The organism is Pseudomonas sp. MIS38 (genome assembly GCF_019891575.1).
In the GTDB taxonomy this organism is placed as follows: domain Bacteria; phylum Pseudomonadota; class Gammaproteobacteria; order Pseudomonadales; family Pseudomonadaceae; genus Aquipseudomonas; species Aquipseudomonas putida_A.
Map to the genome: position 1 here is coordinate 112859 of NZ_JAFLXF010000009.1, position 22920 is coordinate 135778.

Sequence of the window (22920 nt, forward strand, 5' to 3'; positions counted from 1 at the left end):
CGAGTGAAGATTGTCGGCTGCGAGGTGGCGGCTGCCTTGCTAGAGTGGGTCTGCACCTGTTGGATGAATTCAATCGCCTTAGGGGGTAAACATGGCAATCGATATCGGTATCAGTGAAGAAGACCGCAAGTCCATCGTCGAGGGGCTGTCGCGGCTGCTGTCGGACACCTACGTGCTGTATCTGAAAACCCATAACTTCCACTGGAACGTCACAGGTCCCATGTTCAGGACCCTGCATCTGATGTTCGAAGAGCAATACAACGAGCTGGCGCTGGCGGTGGATCTGATCGCCGAGCGTATCCGCGCTCTGGGTTTTCCTGCGCCGGGTGCCTACGCGACTTACGCGCGTCTCTCCTCTATTAAAGAAGAAGTCGGGGTGCCAAGTGCCGAGGACATGATCAAGCAGTTGGTCGACGGCCAGGAAGCGGTCACTCGCACCGCTCGCGGCATCTTCCCGCTGTTGGACAAGGTCAGTGACGAGCCGACGGCCGACTTGCTGACCCAGCGCATGCAGGTGCATGAGAAGACCGCGTGGATGTTGCGCGCGTTGCTCGAGGCCTGATAGTCCGGTGCGCGGACGTCCGCAGGTGTGGATGTCCGCATACTGTTTCAAATCTTACTGAACATGTCGGCTTATCCTACGCTGCTGGGCAACTAGTCATCTGGCGCTGACTTTGCGTCTGCGTTTTTATGAAGGCACAGGATGTTGTCTTTATAAAAGCAGCGATGACAAAGGAGTGTCAGCGATATGGTAGGTGGAGACAGGCGATGCGAGCACGTCGGTTCGCAACGGGAAATGAAGGTCGATCCGTTTGTCAGCGATTTCGATTTTGAGCTGATCCGGCCGCTGGCCAGATCAGTGCGTTTGAACGGCTTTGCCACTTGCTTGAGGCTCGAGCAGGTTTACTGGAACATTCTTGGTGACATGGCCGGGCACAACGGCTGTTCGGTCAGCACGCTGCTGTCACATGTGGACCGCGAAGTGCACCTGCGCCACGGCGGGGTGAAAAACTTCAGTGGTCTGGTACGGGTGGTGTGCGTGATGAATGGCCTGCGCGATACCCCGGCAGCCGTCATGCCCTGAACGGGCAATACTTGAAATGACGTGGCGGGCTGTGCAGTCTTACGGCTGCACAGCCCGCATTTAATGGATATAATCCCGCTCTTTCGCCGCAAAGCCCTGCGCGCGGTGGCAATCTGATCGCCGAGACACCCCCATGCCGATGTACGATTATCAATGTGCTTCCTGTGGTCATCAGTTGGAAGCCATTCAAAAGATCAGCGAGGCACCGCTGGTCGACTGCCCTGCCTGTCAGGCGCCAGAGCTCAAGAAACAGCTGTCCATGCCGGGTTTTCGCCTCAGCGGCAGCGGTTGGTACGAAACCGATTTCAAGACCGGAGCCAAGAAGAATCTGGCCGGTGGCGACAAATCTGACTAGGGTTCAGGCCCAGGTCGAACGACACGCGTGAGATTCTGCAGTGCTTGAGTGCGACGGGATCTCCACCGAATTTCGAATTACGAGAAGCGAAACCACTACCATGATGCGCAGCCATTATTGCGGCCAACTGAACGAAAGCCTGGAAGGCCAGGAAATTACCCTTTGCGGATGGGTTCACCGTCGTCGCGACCACGGCGGGGTGATTTTCCTCGATATCCGTGATCGTGATGGTCTGGCTCAGGTGGTGTTCGATCCGGATCGCGCCGAGAGCTTCGCCGCCGCCGATCGCGTGCGCAGCGAATACGTCGTGAAGATCACCGGTAAGGTGCGTCTGCGTCCGGCCGGTGCGACCAACGCCAACATGGCGTCGGGCATGATCGAAGTGTTGGGCTACGAGCTGGAAGTGCTGAACGAGTCGGAAACCCCGCCGTTCCCGCTCAACGAATACTCCGACGTCGGCGAAGAAACCCGCCTGCGCTACCGCTTCCTGGACCTGCGTCGTCCGGAAATGGCCGAGAAGCTGCGTCTGCGTTCGCGCATGACCACCAGCATCCGTCGCTTCCTCGACGAGAACGGTTTCCTCGACGTGGAAACGCCGATTCTGACCCGTGCGACTCCGGAAGGCGCCCGCGACTACCTGGTGCCGAGCCGTACTCACGCCGGTTCGTTCTTCGCGCTGCCGCAATCGCCTCAGCTGTTCAAGCAACTGCTGATGGTTGCCGGTTTCGACCGTTACTACCAGATCGCCAAATGCTTCCGCGACGAAGACCTGCGTGCCGACCGTCAGCCTGAGTTCACTCAGATCGACATCGAGACCAGCTTCCTCGACGAAAAAGACATCATGGGCCTGACCGAAGGCATGATCCGCAACCTGTTCAAGGAAGTGCTGGATCTGGAATTCGGCGAATTCCCGCACATGACCTTTGAAGAAGCCATGCGTCGTTACGGTTCCGACAAGCCGGACCTGCGTAACCCGCTGGAACTGGTCGACGTTGCCGATCAACTCAAAGAAGTCGAATTCAAGGTGTTCAGCGGCCCGGCCAACGATCCGAAATGCCGTATCGCTGCACTGCGCGTTCCAGGCGGGGCGAGCATGCCGCGCAAGCAGATCGACGACTACACCAAGTTCGTCGGCATCTACGGTGCCAAGGGCCTGGCGTACATCAAGGTCAACGAGCGCGCTGCCGGTGTTGAAGGTCTGCAATCGCCGATCGTGAAAAACATCCCTGAAGCCAACCTGAACGTGATCCTCGATCGCGTCGGTGCGGTTGACGGCGACATCGTGTTCTTCGGTGCCGACAAGGCCAAGATCGTCAGCGAAGCCCTGGGCGCGCTGCGTATCAAGCTCGGTCACGACCTCGACCTGCTGACCTGCAAGTGGGCGCCAATGTGGGTCGTCGACTTCCCGATGTTCGAAGAAAACGACGACGGCAGCTTCTCGGCGCTGCACCACCCGTTCACCGCGCCGAAGTGCTCCCCAGAAGAGCTGGAAGCCAATCCGGCCGGCGCTCTGTCCCGCGCCTACGACATGGTGCTCAACGGCACCGAGCTGGGTGGCGGTTCGATCCGTATCCATCGCAAGGAAATGCAACAAGCGGTGTTCCGTCTGCTGGGTATCAATGAGGCGGAACAGGAAGAGAAATTCGGCTTCCTGCTCGACGCGCTGAAGTACGGTGCGCCGCCGCACGGTGGTCTGGCCTTCGGTCTGGACCGTCTGGTGATGCTGATGACCGGCGCCCAGTCGATCCGTGAAGTGATCGCTTTCCCGAAAACCCAGAGTGCTGCGGACGTCATGACGCAAGCGCCGGGTGTGGTGGATGCCAAGGCGCTGCGCGAGCTGCACATTCGTTTGCGCGAAACGCCAAAGGCTGAGTAAGACGGGCCTGAAGGCGCATCTTCGGATGCGCCTTTTTTCTTTCTATAGAGAGCAGGTCGAGATTTTTTGTTGGCTGGCCACTGCGTGAGCAGGGCGGGCAACGTTTCAAGAGAATTCGGAGCGAGTTATGGCAGGTCATTCCAAGTGGGCGAACATCAAGCACCGCAAAGAACGTCAGGATGCCAAGAGAGGCAAGATCTTCACCAAGTGGATCCGTGAGCTGACCGTTGCGGCCCGTCAGGGCGGCGGCGACCCGGGTTCCAACCCGCGTCTGCGCCTGGCCCTGGACAAGGCCCTCAGTGCGAACATGAGCCGCGATATCATCGACCGCGCCGTTGCGCGTGGCGCCGGTGCGACCGAAGCGGACAACGTTGAAGAGCTGACCTATGAAGGTTACGGCCCGGGCGGCGTGGCGGTGATGGTCGAGTGCATGACCGACAACCGCAACCGTACCGCAGCTGCCGTGCGTCATGCGTTCAGCAAATGTGGCGGCAACCTTGGCACCGACGGTTCGGTAGCCTACCTGTTCGAACGCAAAGGGCAGATCAGCTTCGCCCCGGGCGTTGACGAAGACGCCCTGACCGAGGCGGCGCTGGAAGCCGATGCCGACGACGTGGTCAGCCATGAAGACGGCTCGATCGATGTGTTCACTTCGTTCACCAGCTTCTACGCGGTGCGTAACGCGTTGGAAGCGGCCGGGTTCAAGGGGGACGACGCAGAAATCGTCATGCAGCCGACCACCAGCGCCGAACTGGATCTTGAAGGCGCGGAGAAGGTGCTCAAGCTGATCGACATGCTCGAGGATCTGGATGACGTGCAGAACGTCTACTCCAACGCGGACATTCCGGAAGACGTGGCCGCTCAGCTCGGTTAAGAGCGACTAGGCTTCAATGTGGGAGCGGGCTTGCTCGCGAAGGCGGCGTATCAGCAAGCATCAATGCTGAATGACACACCGCCTTCGCGAGCAAGCCCGCTCCCACATTGGTTATTCGCTGTTTTGAATTTCTTGTTTTTACCGACTCCGCAGGCGTTATGACTTTAATTCTGGGTATCGACCCCGGCTCGCGCATCACCGGTTACGGGATTGTTCGCGATACCGGACGCGGCGGCTGCATCTATGTGGCCTCGGGCTGCATCCGTACCGGCGCCGGCGAGCTGCATGAGCGGCTGCAAATCGTTTATCGCGGCGTGCGTGAAATCATTCAGACCTATGGCCCGGTGACCATGGGCATCGAAAAAGTGTTCATGGCGAAAAACGCCGACTCGGCGCTCAAACTTGGGCAGGCTCGTGGCGCGGCGATTGTGGCTGGCGCTGAAGAGTGCCTGGAGATTGCCGAGTACACCGCCACCCAGGTCAAGCAAGCTGTGGTCGGCACCGGCGCCGCCAATAAAGAACAGGTGCAGATGATGGTCATGCACATGCTCAAGCTGACCAGCAAACCGCAGATCGATGCCTCGGATGCGCTGGCCATCGCGATTTGTCATGCGCACACCCGTTCCAGCCTGCTGCCGCATGGCCTGGGTACCGCACGCAGTCGTGGCGGGCGCCTGCGTCTCTGATAGCATCAGCAATCATTTTTGCGGAATGCGGATTTCGCGCCTGGGTCGTCGGCCCGATTCCCGCCTTCCATCTGTCGCCAGCCCACGGCTGGCCAACGCTCAAGGATCTGAAACGTGATTGGACGCTTGCGCGGCACCCTGGCTGAGAAACAGCCGCCGCACCTGATTCTGGATGTAAACGGCCTCGGGTATGAGCTGGAAGTGCCCATGACCACCCTTTATCGTCTGCCGTCGGTCGGTGAACCGCTGACGCTGCACACCCATTTGGTCGTACGCGAAGACGCGCAGTTACTCTATGGTTTCGCCGGCAAGCGTGAGCGAGACTTTTTTCGCGAGTTGATCCGTCTCAATGGTGTCGGGCCGAAACTGGCCCTGGCCTTGATGTCGAGCCTTGAAGTCGATGAACTGATCCGCTGCGTGCAATCCCAGGACACTTCGGCGCTGACCAAGGTCCCGGGGGTCGGCAAGAAAACCGCTGAGCGCCTGCTGGTCGAACTGAAGGATCGCTTCAAGGCCTGGGAAACCTCGCCGGCCATGTTCGCTCTGGTGCCGAACCAGCCGGACGGCCCGGCGCCGGTCAACACCGCTGAAAACGATGCGGTCAGTGCGCTGATTTCCCTGGGCTACAAGCCGCAGGAAGCGAGCAAGGCGATTACCGCCATCAAGGACAAGAATTTGAGCAGTGAAGACCTGATCCGCCGTGCCCTGAAGGGAATGATTTAAGTGATTGAAGCTGATCGTCTGATCGCCGCCGCGCACAGCCCGCGCGAGCGCGAAGAAGTCCAGGATCGGGCCATTCGCCCGGTCAGTCTGGCCGACTATATTGGCCAGCCGACCGTGCGCGAGCAGATGGAACTGTTCATCCAGGCGGCGCGGGGTCGCAGTGAGTCACTGGATCACACGCTGATCTTCGGCCCGCCGGGTCTGGGTAAAACCACGCTGGCCAACATCATTGCCCAGGAAATGGGCGTGTCGATCAAGAGCACGTCCGGTCCGGTGCTTGAGCGTCCGGGAGATTTGGCGGCACTGCTGACCAATCTGGAACCGCACGACGTGCTGTTCATCGACGAAATCCATCGCCTGTCGCCAATTGTCGAAGAAGTGCTGTACCCGGCGATGGAAGACTTCCAGCTCGACATCATGATCGGCGAAGGGCCGGCGGCGCGCTCGATCAAGCTGGATCTGCCACCGTTCACGCTGGTGGGCGCTACTACTCGTGCCGGCATGCTGACTAACCCGTTGCGTGACCGCTTCGGTATCGTCCAGCGTCTTGAGTTCTACAGCACAGCTGATCTGGCAACGATTGTCAGTCGGTCTGCGGCGATTCTCGGTCTGCCACTGGATCCGGAGGGTTCTTTCGAAATCGCTCGTCGTGCCCGTGGTACGCCGCGAATCGCCAATCGTCTGCTGCGTCGGGTGCGCGATTTTGCCGAAGTGCGCGCCAAGGGCCATATCACCAAGTCGGTGGCCGATCTGGCGTTGAACCTGCTGGACGTCGATGAACACGGTTTCGACCATCAGGACCGGCGCCTGCTGCTGACCATGATCGAGAAGTTCGATGGCGGCCCGGTGGGTATCGACAGTCTGGCGGCGGCGATCAGTGAAGAGCGCCATACCATCGAAGATGTGCTGGAGCCGTACCTGATTCAACAGGGTTACATCATGCGTACGCCACGGGGCAGGGTGGTGACACGGCATGCGTACCTGCATTTCGGTTTAAACATTCCGTCACGAATGGGTGAAATGCCCGTGGCAGACGAGTTTCTCGATGCCTTGGACGATTGATACACATTTATTGGCGATTTATTCAGCGTTTGTACTGTCACAGGACGGTACTTTTGCGGTAAAGCCTTAAACACTGAAAAAACAGTTGCCTGGCCGGATTGGCAACCCGAGGAGTAAGCACTAGAGTATGCGCGCGCAAAACGGGCTTGAGCCGTTCGCACATCGTTGTCGCGTTTATTACGAGGACACCGATGCGGGCGGCATCGTGTATTACGTTAATTACCTCAAGTTTATGGAACGGGCTCGAACCGAGCGGCTCCGGACGCTGGGCTTTGCCCAGTCGGAACTGGCCGGGGAGGACCTGTTGTTTGTCGTGCATTCCAGCGAAGCGCGCTACCACGCGCCGGCGCGACTGGACGACGAACTGCTGGTAAGCGCTGATGTAATCGAATTGAACCGTGCCAGCCTGCGCTTCAAACAGCAGGTCAGGCGGGCCACGGATAATGTGCTGCTCTGTGAAGGGCAGTTTCTGGTGGCCTGCGTGCGCACCGACAGTTTGAAACCCCGGGCCATGCCCGAATCCTTGCGTGCGGCCTTTGCCGACGCGGGCGGCACGGGTACACACTCAAAGCAGGAGATAAAGCGTGGAAGCTAACGTCGTCGACCATTCCTCCATGTGGAGCCTGGTCAGCAATGCCAGCATCGTGGTGCAGTTGGTAATGTTGACCCTGGTGGCCGCATCGGTGACCTCATGGATCATGATCTTTCAGCGCAGCAATCTGTTGCGCGCCGGTCGACGCGCCCTGGAGAGCTTCGAAGAGCGCTTCTGGTCGGGTATCGATCTGTCCAAGCTGTACCGTCAGGCCGGCAGCAACCCGGATCCGGATTCGGGTGTGGAGCAGATCTTCCGTGCCGGTTTCAAGGAGTTCTCCCGTCTGCGTCAGCAGCCAGGCGTCGATCCCGAAGCGGTGATGGAAGGTGTGGCCCGTGCCATGCGCGTTGCCATCTCCCGCGAAGAAGAGAAGCTGGAGCAGAGCCTGCCGTTTCTCGCCACCGTTGGTTCGGTCAGCCCGTACATCGGTCTGTTCGGTACCGTGTGGGGCATCATGAACTCCTTCCGCGGTCTGGCCAGCGCCCAGCAAGCGACCCTGGCCACTGTGGCCCCAGGCATCGCCGAAGCCCTGATCGCCACCGCGATCGGCCTGTTCGCCGCGATCCCGGCCGTTATCGCTTACAACCGTTTCTCTGCCCGCAGCGAAACCTTGCTGAGCCGCTACTACACCTTCGCCGATGAGTTCCAGGCGATCCTGCACCGCAAAGTGCACACCAGCGAAGAATAAGCAGGTATTTCCCGATGGCTTTAATCGCTCGAGCCCGAAACAAGCGCAAGCCGGTCGCCGAGATGAACGTGGTGCCATACATCGACGTGATGCTGGTGCTGCTGGTTATCTTCATGGTGACCGCGCCGATGCTCAATCAGGGCGTGAAAGTGGATCTGCCCAAGGTTTCCAGCGAAGCCTTGCCGCAGGACAACAACACTCAGGTGCTGACCATTTCGATCAAGGCTGACAAGACCTACTACTGGAACCTTGGCAGCGAAGTCGATACTGAAAAGCAGCAGGACAGGGCAATGACGCTGCCGCAGATGACTGACGCGGTGACCAAGATCATTCGTGCCGGCACCGAAGGTGGCAAGCGTACCCAGGTCTTTATCCGTGGCGACAAGTCGGTCGACTACGGCGCCGTGATGGGTGCCATGGGCGGGTTGCAGAAAGCCGGGGTCGGTAATGTTGGTTTGATTACCGAGGCCCCCTGATGCAGCAACAGCGAGAGCCGTCCGCCTCGGAAAGCTACTTCTGGCCTAGTGTTCTGGCGATTGTCCTGCACGTGCTGGTGTTCGGCATGCTGTTCGTCAGTTTCGCCTTTACACCCGAGTTGCCGCCGGCCAAGCCGATTGTCCAGGCGACCCTGTACCAACTGAAATCGAAAAGTCAGGCAACCACCCAGACCAATCAGAAGATTGCGGGTGAGGCGAAGAAATCCGCCGCGCGCCAGACCGAAGTCGAGCAGATGGAACAGAAAAAGGTCGAGCAGGAAGCGGTGAAGGCTGCGGAACAAAAGAAAGAAGAAGCGGCTCAAAAGGCCGAGGAAGCCAAGAAGGCCGATCAGGCGAAGAAAGCGGACGAGGCGAAAAAGGCTGATGAAGCCAAGAAAGCCGACGATGCGAAGAAAGCCGAGGCCAAGAAGGCAGAAGAGAAACAATTGGCTGATATAGCCAAGAAGAAAGCCGAAGAAGAAGCCAAGAAGGCGGCTGAAGAAGAGGCCAAGAAAGCGGCCGCTGAAGAAGCCAAGAAGAAGATCGTCGAAGACGCGAAGAAGAAAGCCGCCGAAGACGCCAAGAAGAAAGCTGAAGCTGAAGAGGCGAAGAAGAAAGTCGCCGACGAAGCGAAGAAGAAAGCTGCTGCCGATGCTGCGAAGAAGAAATCGCAGGAGGCGGCACGTAAATCCGCTGAAGAGAAAAAGGCTCAGGCCCTGGCAGATTTGCTTTCCGACACGCCACAGCGTCAGCAGGCCTTGGCCGATGAACAGGGTGACGAAGTCGCGGGCAGTTTCGATGACCTGATTCGTGCGCGAGCAGCGGAAGGTTGGGCGCGTCCGCCTTCGGCACGCAAAGGCATGACGGTCGTGCTGCAAATCGGCATGTTGCCGGACGGTACGGTGACTTCGGTCAGTGTGGCCAAGTCCAGTGGCGATGGTCCGTTCGATGCGTCGGCAGTTGCGGCAGTGAAGAATATTGGACGTTTGACAGAAATGCAGGGAATGAAGCCGAGCGATTTCGCTCCGTATCGTTCATTCAAGATGACATTCACACCTGAGGATCTAGCCTTGTGAGAAACCTTCTTCGAGGAATGCTGGTCGTGATCTGCTGCATGGCAGGGATCGCGATGGCTGATGAAAAGAACATTCTGGTCACCAGCGGCAGCGATCGGGCCACCCCGATCGCCGTCGTACCGTTCGGCATGCAGGGCGGTGCCGTTCTGCCGGACGACATGGCCGAAATCATTGGTAACGATTTGCGGAACTCGGGCTACTACTCGCCGATTCCAAAGCAAAACATGATCAGCCAGCCAAGCCAGCCGAGCGAAATCATCTTCCGTGACTGGAAGGCGGTGGGTGCTCAATACATGATGGTCGGCAGCATTGCTCCAGCAGGCGGTCGTCTGCAGGTGCAGTGGGCACTGTTCAACGTGGCCACCGAGCAGAAAGTGGCTGACGGCAGTGTCTCAGGTACCACCGAGCAACTGCGTGACATGGCGCACTTCATCTCTGACCAGTCGTTCGAAAAACTCACCGGTATCAAAGGTGCGTTTTCGACCCGTCTGCTGTACGTGACAGCCGAGCGTTTCTCCGAGAAGAACACTCGCTACACCCTGCAGCGTTCGGACTACGACGGTGCCCGTGCGGTAACTCTGCTGCAATCGCGCGAGCCGATCCTGTCGCCACGTTTCGCACCGGATGGCAAGCGCATCGCCTACGTGTCGTTCGAGCAGAAGCGTCCACGGATCTTCATGCAGAACATCGACACCGGTCGCCGTGAGCAGATCACCAACTTCGAAGGCCTGAACGGCGCACCAGCCTGGTCGCCAGATGGCAATCGCCTGGCTTTCGTACTGTCGAAAGACGGCAACCCGGATATCTATGTGATGAACTTGGGTTCGCGTCAGATCACTCGCGTGACGGCAGGCCCTGGCATCAACACCGAACCGTACTGGGGCAAGGATGGTTCGACCATCTACTTCACCTCGGACCGTGGCGGCAAGCCGCAGATCTACAAAACCAGCGCCAGCGGCGGTGGTGCCGAGCGTGTGACCTTCATTGGCAACTACAACGCCAACCCGAAGCTGTCGGCTGATGAAAAGACGCTGGTGATGATCCATCGCCAGGATGGTTTCACCAATTTCAAGGTGGCGGCCCAGGATTTGCAGCGAGGTAGTGTAAAGATCCTCACTGATAGCACTCTGGACGAGTCACCTACTGTTGCGCCCAACGGCACCATGGTAATCTACGCCACCCGCCAGCAGGGCCGGGGAGTCTTGATGCTCGTGTCCATTAATGGACGCGTGAGGCTCCCGCTTCCTACCGCACAAGGCGAAGTCAGAGAACCGTCCTGGTCCCCTTACCTGAACTGACGCGGCGCTTTACGTTTTACTTAACACACTGGGGTTCATTAGGAGTTTCACGATGGAAATGCTGAAGTTTGGTAAATTTGCTGCGCTGGCTCTGGCCATGGCTGTAGCTGTAGGTTGCTCGTCCAAAGGCGGCGACAACGCCGGTGAAGGCGCTGTTGATCCAAACGCTGGTTACGGCGCAAACACTGGTGCCGTTGACGGTTCCCTGAGCGAAGAAGCTGCTCTGCGCGCAATCACCACCTTCTACTTCGAATACGACAGCTCGGACCTGAAGCCAGAAGCCATGCGCGCTCTGGACGTTCACGCCAAAGACCTGAAAGCAAACGGCGCTCGCGTTGTTCTGGAAGGCAACACCGACGAACGTGGTACTCGTGAGTACAACATGGCACTGGGCGAGCGTCGTGCGAAAGCCGTTCAGCGCTACCTGGTACTGCAAGGTGTTTCCCCAGCTCAGCTGGAACTGGTTTCCTACGGCGAAGAGCGTCCAGTTGCTACCGGCAACGACGAGCAGTCCTGGGCTCAAAACCGTCGCGTCGAACTGCGTAAGTAATTCGATATGCGAACGTGCCGTCGTGCTGTAACTGTTCTGGCTCTCAGCCTCGCGCCGCTTGCGGCGTGGGCTGCGGTTCCTGTGGTCGATGACAACTCCGGTTATAACAATAGCGGGAGCAGTTATCCGCCTGCGGGTTACGGTACGAACGGCGCCTATGCCGGGGGAGCGGCTTCGGCCCCTGCCTCGGCACAGGGCATGCTGTTCAACCAACTGCAACAGATGCAGGATCAGATATCGCGCCAGCAAGGTGTGATCGAAGAACTGCAGAATCAGGTTGCGCGCATGAAACAGGAATCCCTGGAGCGATACCAGGATCTTGATCGGCGCATAGGATCCGGTGTTGCACCTGCCGCGACTCCTGAGAATTCTTCTGCCGGTGGCGATGCAAGTGCTGCTGCCGGTGCTGCCGCTGGCGCCGGGGCTGCTGCCCAGGCACCTGCTGCAAGTAGCGAACCGGGTGATCCGGCCAAGGAAAAGCTGTATTACGATGCCGCTTTCGACCTGATCAAAGCCAAGGATTTCGACAAGGCCAGCCAGGCTTTCTCGGCATTCCTGCGCAAATACCCGAACAGCCAATACGCGGGCAATGCCCAGTACTGGTTGGGCGAAGTGAACCTGGCCAAGGGCGATCTGCAAGGTGCAGGTCAGGCTTTTGCCAAGGTGTCGCAGCTCTATCCCAAGCACGCCAAAGTGCCGGATTCGCTGTACAAGCTGGCTGATGTAGAGCGCCGCCTCGGTCACACCGACAAGGTCAAAGGCATTCTGCAACAGGTGGTTTCCCAATACCCGGGGACCTCCGCTGCTCAGTTGGCCCAACGCGATCTGCAACGCATGTAAGTGTGTTTGACCCGTTTGGAAGAAACCCGCGCTTGTCGCGGGTTTTTTCGTTAGAATTCACGCCCTTTTTCTGAAACACGCTTCTGGTGATCTACGCGTTGGCGGGGTTGTCTGAAGTGCCTGACGGAGGCGGACAGCCTGTTTAGCTGTTACGCCCGTGGCGACTATGCAAGACACATTGAGAATTACCGAAGTTTTCTACTCGTTGCAGGGGGAAACGCGGACTGCCGGGCTGCCCACGGTTTTTGTGCGCCTGACCGGTTGCCCATTGCGTTGCCAATACTGCGACAGCGCCTATGCGTTCAGCGGCGGTACGATCCGCACCCTCGACGATATCCTCGAACAAGTGGCCGGGTTTCGCCCGCGCTACGTCTGTGTGACTGGCGGTGAACCGCTGGCGCAGCCCAATGCCATCCCGTTGCTCAAGCAATTGTGTGATGCTGGTTACGAAGTGTCACTGGAAACCAGTGGTGCACTCGATATCTCGGCGGTAGATTCGCGCGTCAGTCGCGTGGTCGACTTGAAGACACCGGATTCCAAAGAGGCGCACCGCAACCGCTACGAAAACATCGAACTGTTGACGCCCAACGATCAGGTGAAGTTTGTCATCTGTTCGCGGGACGACTATGACTGGGCGGTTTCCAAACTGATCCAGTACGGTCTCGATCAACGTGCGGGTGAAGTGCTGTTTTCCCCAAGTCATCATGACCTCAATGCCAGGGATCTGGCGGACTGGGTGGTGGCAGACAACCTGCCGGTGCGTCTGCAATTGCAGCTGCACAAGTATCTTTGGAATGACGAGCCGGGGCGCTGAGATGACTGAACAACTGAACACCACCGAACAGCGTGCAGTGATTTTACTGTCGGGCGGTCTGGATTCGGCCACGGTCGTGGCAATGGCCCGAGCCGAAGGTTTCGCCTGCTACACCATGAGTTTCGATTACGGCCAGCGCTCCCATGCAGAGCTGCATGCCGCCGCGCGCGTCGCTCGCGATCTGGGTGTGGTCGAGCACAAAGTGATCGGCCTGAACCTGAACGGCATGGGCGGCTCGGCGCTGACCGACACCAGCATCGACATCCCGGAAGAGCTGGGCGAGGGCATCCCGGTGACCTACGTACCGGCGCGCAACACGGTGTTCCTGTCGCTGGCGCTGGGCTGGGCTGAAGTGCTTGGCGCGCGTGACATCTTTATCGGGGTCAACGCGGTGGACTATTCCGGTTACCCGGATTGCCGTCCGGAGTTCATCGAGTCGTTCGAGCGCATGGCCAACCTGGCGACCAAGGCGGGTGTGGAGGGCAACGGTTTCCGCATTCAGGCACCGCTGCAGAACCTGAGCAAGGCGCAGATCGTCCAGGCGGGCGTGAAGCTGGGCGTGGATTACGGCCTGACCGTTTCCTGCTATCAGGCGGACGATGAAGGCCGCGCGTGCGGCAAATGCGACAGCTGCCGCCTGCGTGCAGAAGGCTTCGCAGCGGCCGGTGTAAGCGATCCAACACCTTATTTTTGATTTTTTTCAAAAAGGTGTTGAATAGTCCTTAAAAATCAGTATTATACGCGCCACCACACAGCGGGTCGTTAGCTCAGTTGGTAGAGCAGTTGGCTTTTAACCAATTGGTCGTAGGTTCGAATCCCACACGACCCACCATATTTGGCGGTTTAGAAAATCCGGAAGGCCCACGAAAGTGAGGATTTCCGGGTTTTTTTTTGCTTGCGATTCAGGCACCTCTCCCTTGATCGTTGCCTGCGCTGACACAGGTCAGAATCATCTTTTGTATCAACGGGATATTCTGTAGCCTTGCGCAGCTTCAACGCTGTCCGTGCCTGATAATACTCACTCTCCCGGCGGCACCCTCAAGTGGTCCGGAGCCGGGTGTATACTCGACTTTCGCGCGAAAGCGCCTGCAGGTCTTGCGAACATGACGCAGATTTCCGAACGCCTTCTGGTTCAAGCCCACCTCGATGCCAAACAGCCCAAACCGCTGACTGCCGAGGAAGAGGCCTACTACCGTTCCGCCATCGCCGCCGAGCTCAAGGCTCAGGACGCGGTGCTGGTGGCCCACTTCTATTGCGATCCGGTGATTCAGGCCCTGGCCGAAGAAACCGGCGGCTGTGTGTCCGACTCCCTCGAAATGGCGCGCTTCGGCAACGCTCACCCGGCCAAGACCGTGGTGGTCGCCGGCGTGAAGTTCATGGGCGAGACCGCGAAGATCCTCAACCCGGAAAAACGCGTGCTGATGCCGACCCTGGACGCGACCTGCTCGCTGGACCTCGGTTGCCCGGTGGACGAGTTCTCGGCGTTCTGCGATCAGCACCCGGAGCGCACGGTGGTGGTGTACGCCAACACCTCGGCCGCGGTCAAAGCCCGTGCTGACTGGGTGGTAACGTCGAGCTGCGCACTGGAGATCGTCGAAAGCCTGATGGACAACGGCGAGACCATCATCTGGGGCCCGGACAAGCACCTGGGCACCTACATCCAGCGCAAGACCGGCGCTGACATGCTGCTGTGGGACGGTGCCTGCATCGTCCACGAAGAGTTCAAGTCCAAGCAGCTCGAAGACATGAAGGCGCTGTATCCGGACGCCGCGATTCTGGTGCATCCGGAGTCGCCGACCTCGGTGATCGAACTGGCGGACGCAGTAGGTTCCACCAGTCAGTTGATCGCAGCCGCGCAAAGCCTGCCGAACAAGACCCTGATCGTCGCCACCGACCGTGGCATCTTCTACAAGATGCAGCAGCTGTGCCCGGACAAGGTCTTCATCGAGGCGCCAACCGCCGGTAACGGCGCGGCGTGCCGCAGTTGCGCACATTGCCCGTGGATGGCCATGAACACCCTTGAGCGCACGCTCAAGAGCCTGAAGGAAGGGACGAACGAGATCTTTGTCGATCCGGCGTTGATTCCGCAGGCGATCCGTCCGTTGAAGCGCATGCTGGATTTCACCCAGGCGGCGCGGATGAAGCTGGCGGGTAACGCTTAAGCTCGTTGAGGCAACACGCAAAACCTGTGGGAGCGGGCTTGCTCGCGAAGGCGGTGTATCAGTCGATGCAAAAGGTGACTGATACACCGCCTTCGCGAGCAAGCCCGCTCCCACATTGGTATCTGGTGTCTGGAAACTATTTGGTCTTCTTCGGAATCCGCACCACGCGGGTATCGGAATAGATGTCGTGCCAGGTGCGCTTCTGCTTGTCGTACAGCGACCAGAAGAATCCAAGCCCTGCGCACAGCCACGAAGCGATCGATACCATGAAGCGCAGCAGCGCCTGCCACAGGCTGATCGCGCTGCCATCGGCGTTCTGTACGCGTATGCCCCACACCTGCATGCCCAGTGTCTGCCCGCCGTGGGTCCAGAACTTGGCGAAGAAAGCAAACAGCACCAGCAGCAGCACCGTGGAATACAGTGGATCGCCATCCATTTTCCCGGCGTCGGTCAGCACGCGCAGGCGTTCTTCACCGATGATCGCTGCCTGGATCAACTTGTAGACGAATCCGGTGACGATCAGCAGGGCAGTGCACAACAGGAAGTCATAGAACATCGCGGCCAGGCGCCGGCCGAGGCCAACAGCAGGAAAGTCGCCCTGGGGAGTGAGCAGGTTTTTCGACATGGCAGCCTCTGGGCACGAAATGAAGCGCCATTTTACGGATTCGCGCGCACAAAAAAGCCCCTGATATCAATATCAGGGGCTTTTTCGTTACAGAAGATTAACCTTCTGCTTGTACTTCATCAGCCTGCATGCCTTTCTGGCCTTGCACAGCAACGAAGGTCACTTTCTGGCCTTCTTTCAGGCTCTTGAAGCCGTTGCCCTGAATAGCGCGGAAATGCACGAACAGATCCGGACCGCTTTCTGGAGTGATAAAACCAAAACCTTTCTCGTCGTTAAACCACTTGACGGTACCGCTCTGACGTTGGGACATTTCTTATTTCCTTTGACGCATAAATTGATGACAGCCTCTTTCTCATGAAAGAGTACTGGGGCTGGTTGCAGGAGAGTAAGAAGACGTCGAGCGGGATGTAGCTAACTTGTAGGCTACTGCCCAGGTCACGATTCCAAGCTGACCCATGCAAACACAGTGGACAAACTCTACGCCAACTACGTGAGAAAAAACAAGCCCCGCGAAGGCCCCGGTTTTACTGTCCCTGCTGGCAGTTAGTCAGTCTGCTAGTGCGGCTTAGACGATTAGCTTGTTCAAAAGTTTTCGAACGTTATAAGTAAAGTTCATAATCGAATCAAATGTTAGAAAATGCACTTTTTTGTGGCGATTGCGTTACACATTAGTGCACGCATAACGCAATCGCGTTACTTATAGAAACAGTCAATCAACCACGATAGTAGCGTTGTGGAACAAATGGCATTTTGCTTACAAGCATTTGCACCTTTTTCCCACGAACGATGGCCCAGACTGGCGTATCCAGGGTGACATAAGCGCTGTCGAGGTAACCCATCGCCAACGGCCCGCCCAGGGTCGGGCCGAAGCCGCCGCTGCACACGCTGCCGATGATTTCGCCCGCGTCGTTGACGATTTCTGCGCCTTCACGCACCGGCGTACGTTCCTGTGGCAGCAGACCGACGCGTTTGCGCGCGACGCCATTCTGCTGCTGAGCAAAAACTGTCTCTGCCCCCGGGAAACCACCGGCCCGCGCGCCGTCGGCACGGCGTGGCTTGGAGATTGCCCACAACAGGCTGGCTTCGATCGGCGTGGTCTCGGTGTTCATGTCGTGCCCGTACAGGCACAGGCCGGCTTCCAGGCGCAGCGAGTCGCGGGCGCCGAGGCCGATGGCCTGAACCTCCGGTTCGTCCAGCAGGGCGCGGGCGAGTTTTTCTGCATCGGCGGCGGGCACCGAGATTTCGAAACCGTCTTCACCGGTGTAGCCCGAACGGCTGACGAAGCAATCCACGCCCAGCAGTTGCACGCGGTTGAACTGCATGAAAGTCATTTTTGCGACTTCAGGGGCCAGGCGCGCCAGCACGGTGACCGCCGCCGGACCCTGCAACGCCAGGAGCGCGCGCGCTTCGAACAGCTCCGTAATGGTGCACTGATCGCCAATGTGTTTTTGCAGATGCGCCAGATCCTGATCCTTGCACGCGGCGTTGACCACCAGGAACAGCTCGTCGTTACCGAGGTTGGCGACCATCAGGTCGTCGAGGATGCCGCCGTTGTCGTTGGTGAACATCGCATAGCGCTGCATGCCCACTGGCAGGTCGATGATGTCCACCGGTACCAGGGTTTCCAGGGCCTTGGCGGCATTGGCGCCGGTCAGGCGGATCTGGCCCATGTGCGAGACATCGAACAGCCCGGCCTGTTCACGGGTGTGTTGGTGTTCCTTCATCACGCCCAGCGGGTATTGCACCGGCATGTCGTAGCCGGCGAACGGCACCATGCGGGCGCCGAGTTCGATATGCAGAGCGTGCAGCGGGGTTTTCGACAGTTGTTCGGTGGACATGCGTGGCTCCTTGAAAGTTTGAGTTTGGGGGCATGGGGCTAGATTTAGATCAAGATCAAAAGTCCCTCACCCCAGCCCTCTCCCGGAGGGAGAGGGGGCTAAGTGCGGTCCTCTCCCAAAGGGCGAGGACATAAATCAGCATTCGATGATGTTGACTGCCAGACCGCCACGGGCGGTCTCTTTGTATTTGCTTTTCATGTCGGCGCCGGTCTGGCGCATGGTGCGGATGACTTTGTCGAGGGAGACGAAGTGTTGCCCGTCACCGCGCATGGCCATGCGCACCGCGTTGATGGCCTTCACCGAACCCATCGCGTTGCGCTCGATGCACGGCACCTGCACCAGCCCGCCAATCGGGTCGCAGGTCAGGCCGAGGTTGTGTTCCATGCCGATTTCCGCCGCGTTCTCGACTTGCTGCACGCTGCCGCCAAGCACTTCACACAGCGCGCCGGCGGCCATCGAGCAAGCCACGCCGACCTCGCCCTGACAGCCGACTTCGGCGCCGGAGATCGAGGCGTTTTCCTTGTACAGAATGCCGATCGCGGCGGCGGTCAGCAGAAAGCGCGCCACGCCGTCATCGTTCGCACCCGGGATAAAGCGTATGTAGTAATGCAGCACCGCCGGAATAATCCCGGCCGCGCCGTTGGTCGGCGCGGTGACTACACGACCACCGTTGGCGTTTTCTTCGTTGACGGCGAGGGCGTAGAGGTTGACCCAGTCCAGCACCGACAGCGGATCGCGCAGGGCCGATTCCGGGTTCTTGCACAGTTGTCGATGCAGCGCTGCCGCCCGGCGTTTGACCTTCAGCCCGCCCGGCAAAATGCCTTCGTTGCGACAGCCAGCGGCAACGCAGTCCTGCATCACTTGCCAGATTTTCAGCAGACCGGCGCGGGTTTCCGCCTCCGGGCGCCAGGCGCTTTCATTGGTCAGCATCACCTGACTGATCGACAGACCGTAGGTGGCGCAATGGCCGAGCAAGTCCTTGGCACTTTTGAACGGGAAGGTCAGCGGTGTCGCGTCTTCGACGATGCGGTCGGCACCGGCCGCATCTTCATCAACGACGAAACCACCACCGACCGAGTAGTACTCGCGGCTGCGGATCTGAATACCGGCAGCATCGAAGGCACGAAAGATCATGCCGTTGGGGTGGTAGGCCAACGGCTTGCGGATCATCGCCAGGTGTTCTTTCTCGTTGAACGCAATGCTGTGTTCTCCGAGCAGATTCAGCCGGCCATTGCCGCGAATCTCCTGCAGACGCGCGGCGACGGTTTCGGTATCGACGGTGTCCGGGTGTTCGCCCTCAAGGCCGAGCAGCACGGCTTTGTCGCTGCCGTGACCCTTGCCGGTGGCGCCAAGCGAGCCGTACAGCTCGACTTTGACGGAGGTCGTTGCCGACAGCAGGTCGTCGCGGCGCAGGCCTTCGGCGAAGCGCGCAGCGGCTCGCATCGGGCCGACGGTGTGGGAGCTGGAAGGGCCGATGCCAATCTTGAACAGGTCGAACACGCTTAACGACATGAGTGGTTCTCCGGTTTCTTGTTATAGGAATTGGCGCAAGCTCGAGGCTGGACACAAATCCCCTGTGGGAGCGGGCTTGCTCGCGAATGCGGTGTGTCAGGCAACATTGATGGCGATTGATACACCGCATTCGCGAGCAAGCCCGCTCCCACATTGGGATCTATGGTTTTGCTGAAATCGGGGCAGGTAAACCTGCCCCGCATCCGTTTAAGCGTAGCTTTCGATCGACGGGCAGGCGCAGACCAGGTTGCGGTCGCCGAACACGTTGTCGACGCGACCGACCGGCGGCCAGTATTTGCCTTCGACCAACGACGCCACCGGGTATACCGCTTGCTCGCGGCTGTACGGGTGGGTCCACTCGCCGACCAGCTCCGCTGCGGTGTGCGGAGCGTTTTTCAGCGGGTTGTCGTCCTTGTCCAGCGTGCCGTTTTCCACCGCGCGGATTTCTTCGCGGATGCGGATCATGGCGTCGCAGAAGCGGTCCAGTTCTTCCTTGGATTCACTTTCGGTCGGCTCGATCATCAGCGTACCGGCGACCGGGAACGACATGGTCGGGGCGTGGAAGCCGAAATCGATCAAGCGCTTGGCAACGTCATCGACGCTGATGCCGCTGCTGTCTTTCAGTGGACGCAGGTCGAGGATGCATTCGTGCGCCACCAGACCGTTGCTGCCGGTGTACAGCACTGGATAGTGCTCTTCGAGGCGACGGGAAATGTAGTTGGCATTGAGGATCGCCAGTTGCGAAGCACGCTTCAGACCGGCGCCGCCCATCATGCGAATGTACATCCAGGTGATCGGTAGAATGCTTGCGCTGCCGAACGGTGCTGCGCAGACCGCACCTTCTTTGCGTTGCATCTGGCCGTGGCCCGGCAGGAACGGGGTCAGGTGCGACTTGACGCCGATCGGGCCTACGCCCGGGCCGCCACCGCCGTGCGGGATGCAGAAGGTTTTGTGCAGGTTCAGGTGCGAGACATCGCCGCCGAACTTGCCCGGTGCGCAGAGGCCGACCATCGCGTTCATGTTGGCGCCGTCGATGTACACCTGGCCGCCGTTGTCATGAATGATTCCGCAGATTTCGCGGATGCCTTCTTCGAACACGCCGTGGGTCGACGGGTAGGTGATCATCAGCGCCGCGAGGTGTTCGCGGTGCTCGATGGCTTTGGCGCGCAGGTCTTCGATATCGACGTTGCCGCGCGCATCGCACGCGGTCACCACCACGCGCATGCCAGCCATGTTGGCGGTGGCCGGGTTGGTGCCGTGGGCCGACGACGGGATCAGGCAGATGTCGCGGCGCTCGTCGCCACGGCTCTGGTGGTACGCGCGAATCGCCAGCAGGCCTGCGTACTCACCTTGCGAACCGGCGTTCGGTTGCAGCGAGATCGCGTCGTAACCGGTGGCGGCGCAGAGCATCGCTTCCAGCTCATCGGTCAGTTGCTGGTAGCCGGCGCTTTGTGCGGCCGGAGCGAACGGGTGCAGGGCGCCGAATTCGGCCCAGGTCACCGGGATCATTTCGCTGGCGGCGTTGAGTTTCATGGTGCACGAGCCCAATGGGATCATGGTGCGATCCAGTGCCAGGTCCTTGTCCGCCAGTTTGCGCAGGTAGCGCATCAGCTCGGTTTCCGAGTGATAACGGTTGAACACCGGGTGGCTGAGGATCGGCGACTGACGTACCAGTGCAGCCGGGATGGTGCTTTGCACCGACGCGGCCAGCGCAGCGAAGTCCGGCAGGGCCTTGCCATCGGCGAACAGGCCCCACAGGGTTTCGATGTCAGCCTGAGTGGTGGTTTCGTCCACCGACAGGCCCAGACGCTGGGCATCGATGACTCGCAGGTTGATCTGCGCGGCGTGTGCCTTGTCGTGCAGCGTGGTGGTGTGTGCGCCGGTGGCGATGGTCAGGGTGTCGAAGAAGCTTGTCTGCTCGACGGTCTGGCCCAGTGCGCTCAGGCCCTTGGCCAGAATCGCGGTCAGGTGATGCACGCGGTTGGCGATCTGGGTCAGGCCTTTCGGGCCGTGGTACACGGCGTACATGCTGGCGATGTTGGCCAGCAGCACTTGTGCGGTGCAGATGTTCGAGGTGGCCTTCTCGCGGCGGATGTGTTGCTCGCGGGTCTGCATCGCCAGACGCAGGGCCGGTTTGCCGAAGCGGTCAACCGACACTCCGACCAGACGGCCCGGCATGTCGCGCTTGAACGCATCCTTGGTAGAGAAATAGGCCGCGTGCGGGCCACCGAAGCCCAGCGGCACGCCGAAGCGTTGCGCGGAACCGATAGCGACGTCGGCGCCGAACTCGCCCGGAGCGGTCAGCAAAGTCAGGGCCAGCAGGTCGGCAGCGACCGCCACCAGCGCGTTGGCGGCGTGGAAGCGCTCGGTCAGTTCGCGGTAGTCGAACAGGTCACCGTTGCTCGCCGGGTATTGCAGCAGCGCGCCGAAAAACGGCGTGACGTCGCTCAGTTCACGCTCATCGCCAACCACCACGTCGATGCCCAGCGGCTCGGCACGGGTGCGCAGCACGTCGAGGGTTTGCGGGTGGCTGTGGATCGAGGCGAAGAACTGGTGGCTGCCTTTGTTTTTGCTCAGGCGCTTGCAGAAGGTCATGGCTTCGGCAGCGGCGGTGGCTTCGTCGAGCAGGGAAGCGTTGGCGATCGGCAGGCCGGTGAGGTCGCTGATCAGGGTCTGGAAGTTCAGCAACGCTTCGAGACGGCCCTGGGAAATTTCCGGCTGGTACGGGGTGTAAGCGGTGTACCAGGCCGGGTTTTCCAGCAGGTTGCGCAGAATCGGCGACGGCGTGTGGCAGTTGTAGTAGCCCTGGCCGATGTAAGTCTTGAACAGTTGGTTTTTGCCGGCGATCGATTTGATCATCGCCAGGGCATCGGCTTCGCTCAGGCCGTCGTCCAGGCCGAGCACGCTGGTGCCCTTGATGCTTTCCGGGATGACGCTGGCGCTCAGCGCTTCGAGCGAGTCGAAGCCGAGGCTGTTGAGCATGGCTTGCTCGTCACCGGCGCGCGGGCCGATGTGACGGGCGATGAATTCGTTGGCAGTGCTGAGGTTTACTTGGGTCATGTCGTTACTCCTCAGGCTTCGGCTTGGGCTTTGATCAGGCGGTCGTAGGCGTCTTGATCGAGCAGTTTGCCGACAGCGGCGGCGTCGCTTGGCTGGAAGCGGAAGAACCAGCCTTCGCCCAGCGGATCTTCGTTGACCAGTTCCGGGCTGCCGTCCAGTGCCGGGTTCACTTCCACAACTTCACCGTCGAGCGGCATGTACACGCCGCTGGCGGCTTTCACCGATTCCACGGTGGCGGCTTCAGCGCCTTTTTCGTAAGCCTGCAGCTCAGGCAGTTGCACGAACACCACGTCGCCCAAAGCGTTCTGCGCGAAAGCGGTGATGCCGACAGTAACGCTGCCGTCAGCTTCGGTGCGCAGCCATTCGTGATCTTCAGTAAAACGCAACTCGCTCATGGAAACTCCTAAGGGGGCCAGACTCGTCTGGTGGACGCGGTGGAGGGCTTGGGCGGGAAAGCCCTGATTTTATGAACGGTTACTTAGCAAGAACGCGGCCAGATTGTATTTATCTATATAAATCAAATGGTTATGTGTTTCGGGTTGTGGTGGGGGCGAGGCTTCTGTAGCGAAATCGCTACAGCTTGGGGCGGGGAGAAAAGCTGAAGCGGATCAAAGCCTTGCACAGCGGCGGCCGGAGGATGGTGTATCGATATCGTTCCGCTGTAGCGCTTTCAGTACAGATGGAGGTCGGTTTTGAACGGATTTCGAATCCGTCACATGAACCCCCTGT

24 protein-coding genes and 1 tRNA gene are annotated in these 22920 nt (G+C 59.4%); 19 read left to right on the plus strand and 6 right to left on the minus strand.

What is annotated here, in order from left to right:
* The first annotated feature begins 91 nt into the window (after positions 1-91).
* The 19 genes from J1G18_RS12665 to nadA all read left to right on the plus strand — a co-directional run bounded on the left by J1G18_RS12665 (position 92) and on the right by nadA (position 15156).
* Positions 92-562 (plus strand): Dps family protein, encoded by a 471-nt coding sequence (locus tag J1G18_RS12665; protein ID WP_007912745.1) that lies wholly within the window; start codon positions 92-94, stop codon positions 560-562.
* A gap of 186 nt (positions 563-748) precedes the next feature.
* A complete protein-coding gene (locus J1G18_RS12670) occupies positions 749-1084 on the plus strand; it encodes a ribbon-helix-helix domain-containing protein (RefSeq protein ID WP_027612532.1) in 336 nt (111 codons plus the stop codon).
* A 133-nt stretch (positions 1085-1217) separates the two neighbouring features.
* Complete coding sequence (locus J1G18_RS12675) at positions 1218-1439, plus strand: FmdB family zinc ribbon protein (RefSeq protein WP_003227532.1); 222 nt, start codon at positions 1218-1220, stop codon at positions 1437-1439.
* A 100-nt stretch (positions 1440-1539) separates the two neighbouring features.
* Positions 1540-3315 carry an aspartate--tRNA ligase gene (gene aspS / locus J1G18_RS12680; protein ID WP_003227530.1) on the plus strand — a complete coding sequence of 592 codons (1776 nt, stop codon included), beginning with the start codon at positions 1540-1542 and terminating at the stop codon, positions 3313-3315.
* A gap of 127 nt (positions 3316-3442) precedes the next feature.
* Entirely contained in the window at positions 3443-4189 is a 747-nt protein-coding gene (locus J1G18_RS12685; RefSeq protein WP_007912738.1) for a YebC/PmpR family DNA-binding transcriptional regulator, read from the plus strand.
* 158 nt (positions 4190-4347) lie between these two features.
* The gene (ruvC, locus tag J1G18_RS12690; protein WP_007962095.1) at positions 4348-4875 is read left to right on the plus strand and encodes a crossover junction endodeoxyribonuclease RuvC; all 528 of its coding nucleotides are present in this window, start codon (positions 4348-4350) and stop codon (positions 4873-4875) included.
* Positions 4876-4989: 114 nt separating this feature from the next.
* Positions 4990-5598, plus strand: coding sequence for a Holliday junction branch migration protein RuvA (gene ruvA / locus J1G18_RS12695; RefSeq protein ID WP_003227522.1), 609 nt, complete (start codon positions 4990-4992; stop codon positions 5596-5598).
* Complete coding sequence (gene ruvB, locus J1G18_RS12700) at positions 5599-6660, plus strand: Holliday junction branch migration DNA helicase RuvB (RefSeq protein WP_003227521.1); 1062 nt, start codon at positions 5599-5601, stop codon at positions 6658-6660.
* 127 nt (positions 6661-6787) lie between these two features.
* Positions 6788-7255 carry a tol-pal system-associated acyl-CoA thioesterase gene (gene ybgC, locus J1G18_RS12705; RefSeq protein ID WP_027612533.1) on the plus strand — a complete coding sequence of 156 codons (468 nt, stop codon included), beginning with the start codon at positions 6788-6790 and terminating at the stop codon, positions 7253-7255.
* Positions 7245-7940: a protein TolQ gene (gene tolQ / locus J1G18_RS12710; RefSeq protein ID WP_007912733.1), complete on the plus strand. Its 696-nt coding sequence runs from the start codon at positions 7245-7247 to the stop codon at positions 7938-7940. Before ybgC ends, tolQ begins: the two co-directional genes overlap by 11 nt.
* A 23-nt stretch (positions 7941-7963) precedes the next feature.
* Positions 7964-8416, plus strand: coding sequence for a protein TolR (gene tolR, locus J1G18_RS12715; RefSeq protein ID WP_161794900.1), 453 nt, complete (start codon positions 7964-7966; stop codon positions 8414-8416).
* Positions 8416-9492 (plus strand): cell envelope integrity protein TolA, encoded by a 1077-nt coding sequence (gene tolA, locus J1G18_RS12720; RefSeq protein WP_097085954.1) that lies wholly within the window; start codon positions 8416-8418, stop codon positions 9490-9492. The genes tolR and tolA overlap by 1 nt, the downstream gene beginning before the upstream one ends.
* A gap of 17 nt (positions 9493-9509) precedes the next feature.
* The gene (gene tolB / locus J1G18_RS12725) at positions 9510-10790 is read left to right on the plus strand and encodes a Tol-Pal system beta propeller repeat protein TolB (RefSeq protein WP_164747834.1); all 1281 of its coding nucleotides are present in this window, start codon (positions 9510-9512) and stop codon (positions 10788-10790) included.
* A gap of 52 nt (positions 10791-10842) precedes the next feature.
* Complete coding sequence (gene pal, locus J1G18_RS12730; RefSeq protein WP_003178634.1) at positions 10843-11340, plus strand: peptidoglycan-associated lipoprotein Pal; 498 nt, start codon at positions 10843-10845, stop codon at positions 11338-11340.
* Positions 11341-11346: 6 nt separating this feature from the next.
* A complete protein-coding gene (ybgF, locus tag J1G18_RS12735; protein WP_097085952.1) occupies positions 11347-12180 on the plus strand; it encodes a tol-pal system protein YbgF in 834 nt (277 codons plus the stop codon).
* Between the two features lie 166 nt (positions 12181-12346).
* Complete coding sequence (queE, locus tag J1G18_RS12740) at positions 12347-12994, plus strand: 7-carboxy-7-deazaguanine synthase QueE (RefSeq protein WP_027612537.1); 648 nt, start codon at positions 12347-12349, stop codon at positions 12992-12994.
* Between the two features lies 1 nt (position 12995).
* On the plus strand, positions 12996-13688 hold the full coding sequence (gene queC, locus J1G18_RS12745; protein WP_097085949.1) for a 7-cyano-7-deazaguanine synthase QueC: 693 nt from the start codon (positions 12996-12998) through the stop codon (positions 13686-13688).
* A 62-nt stretch (positions 13689-13750) separates the two neighbouring features.
* Positions 13751-13826 (plus strand) — tRNA-Lys (locus tag J1G18_RS12750).
* A 271-nt stretch (positions 13827-14097) separates the two neighbouring features.
* Positions 14098-15156 (plus strand): quinolinate synthase NadA, encoded by a 1059-nt coding sequence (gene nadA, locus J1G18_RS12755; protein ID WP_003227499.1) that lies wholly within the window; start codon positions 14098-14100, stop codon positions 15154-15156.
* A gap of 136 nt (positions 15157-15292) precedes the next feature.
* Here nadA and J1G18_RS12760 read toward each other — a convergent pair whose 3' ends face one another.
* From J1G18_RS12760 to gcvH, 6 genes are all read right to left on the minus strand, one after another.
* The gene (locus tag J1G18_RS12760; RefSeq protein WP_115989038.1) at positions 15293-15781 is read right to left on the minus strand and encodes an RDD family protein; all 489 of its coding nucleotides are present in this window, start codon (positions 15779-15781) and stop codon (positions 15293-15295) included.
* Positions 15782-15878: 97 nt separating this feature from the next.
* Positions 15879-16091 carry a cold-shock protein gene (locus J1G18_RS12765; RefSeq protein ID WP_007934683.1) on the minus strand — a complete coding sequence of 71 codons (213 nt, stop codon included), beginning with the start codon at positions 16089-16091 and terminating at the stop codon, positions 15879-15881.
* A gap of 403 nt (positions 16092-16494) precedes the next feature.
* Positions 16495-17619 carry a glycine cleavage system aminomethyltransferase GcvT gene (gene gcvT, locus J1G18_RS12770; RefSeq protein ID WP_223007794.1) on the minus strand — a complete coding sequence of 375 codons (1125 nt, stop codon included), beginning with the start codon at positions 17617-17619 and terminating at the stop codon, positions 16495-16497.
* A 135-nt stretch (positions 17620-17754) separates the two neighbouring features.
* The gene (locus J1G18_RS12775; RefSeq protein WP_223007795.1) at positions 17755-19131 is read right to left on the minus strand and encodes an L-serine ammonia-lyase; all 1377 of its coding nucleotides are present in this window, start codon (positions 19129-19131) and stop codon (positions 17755-17757) included.
* Positions 19132-19338: 207 nt separating this feature from the next.
* Positions 19339-22191: an aminomethyl-transferring glycine dehydrogenase gene (gene gcvP, locus J1G18_RS12780; RefSeq protein ID WP_410477711.1), complete on the minus strand. Its 2853-nt coding sequence runs from the start codon at positions 22189-22191 to the stop codon at positions 19339-19341.
* Between the two features lie 11 nt (positions 22192-22202).
* The gene (gene gcvH, locus J1G18_RS12785) at positions 22203-22586 is read right to left on the minus strand and encodes a glycine cleavage system protein GcvH (RefSeq protein ID WP_027612543.1); all 384 of its coding nucleotides are present in this window, start codon (positions 22584-22586) and stop codon (positions 22203-22205) included.
* Positions 22587-22920: the final 334 nt, after the last annotated feature.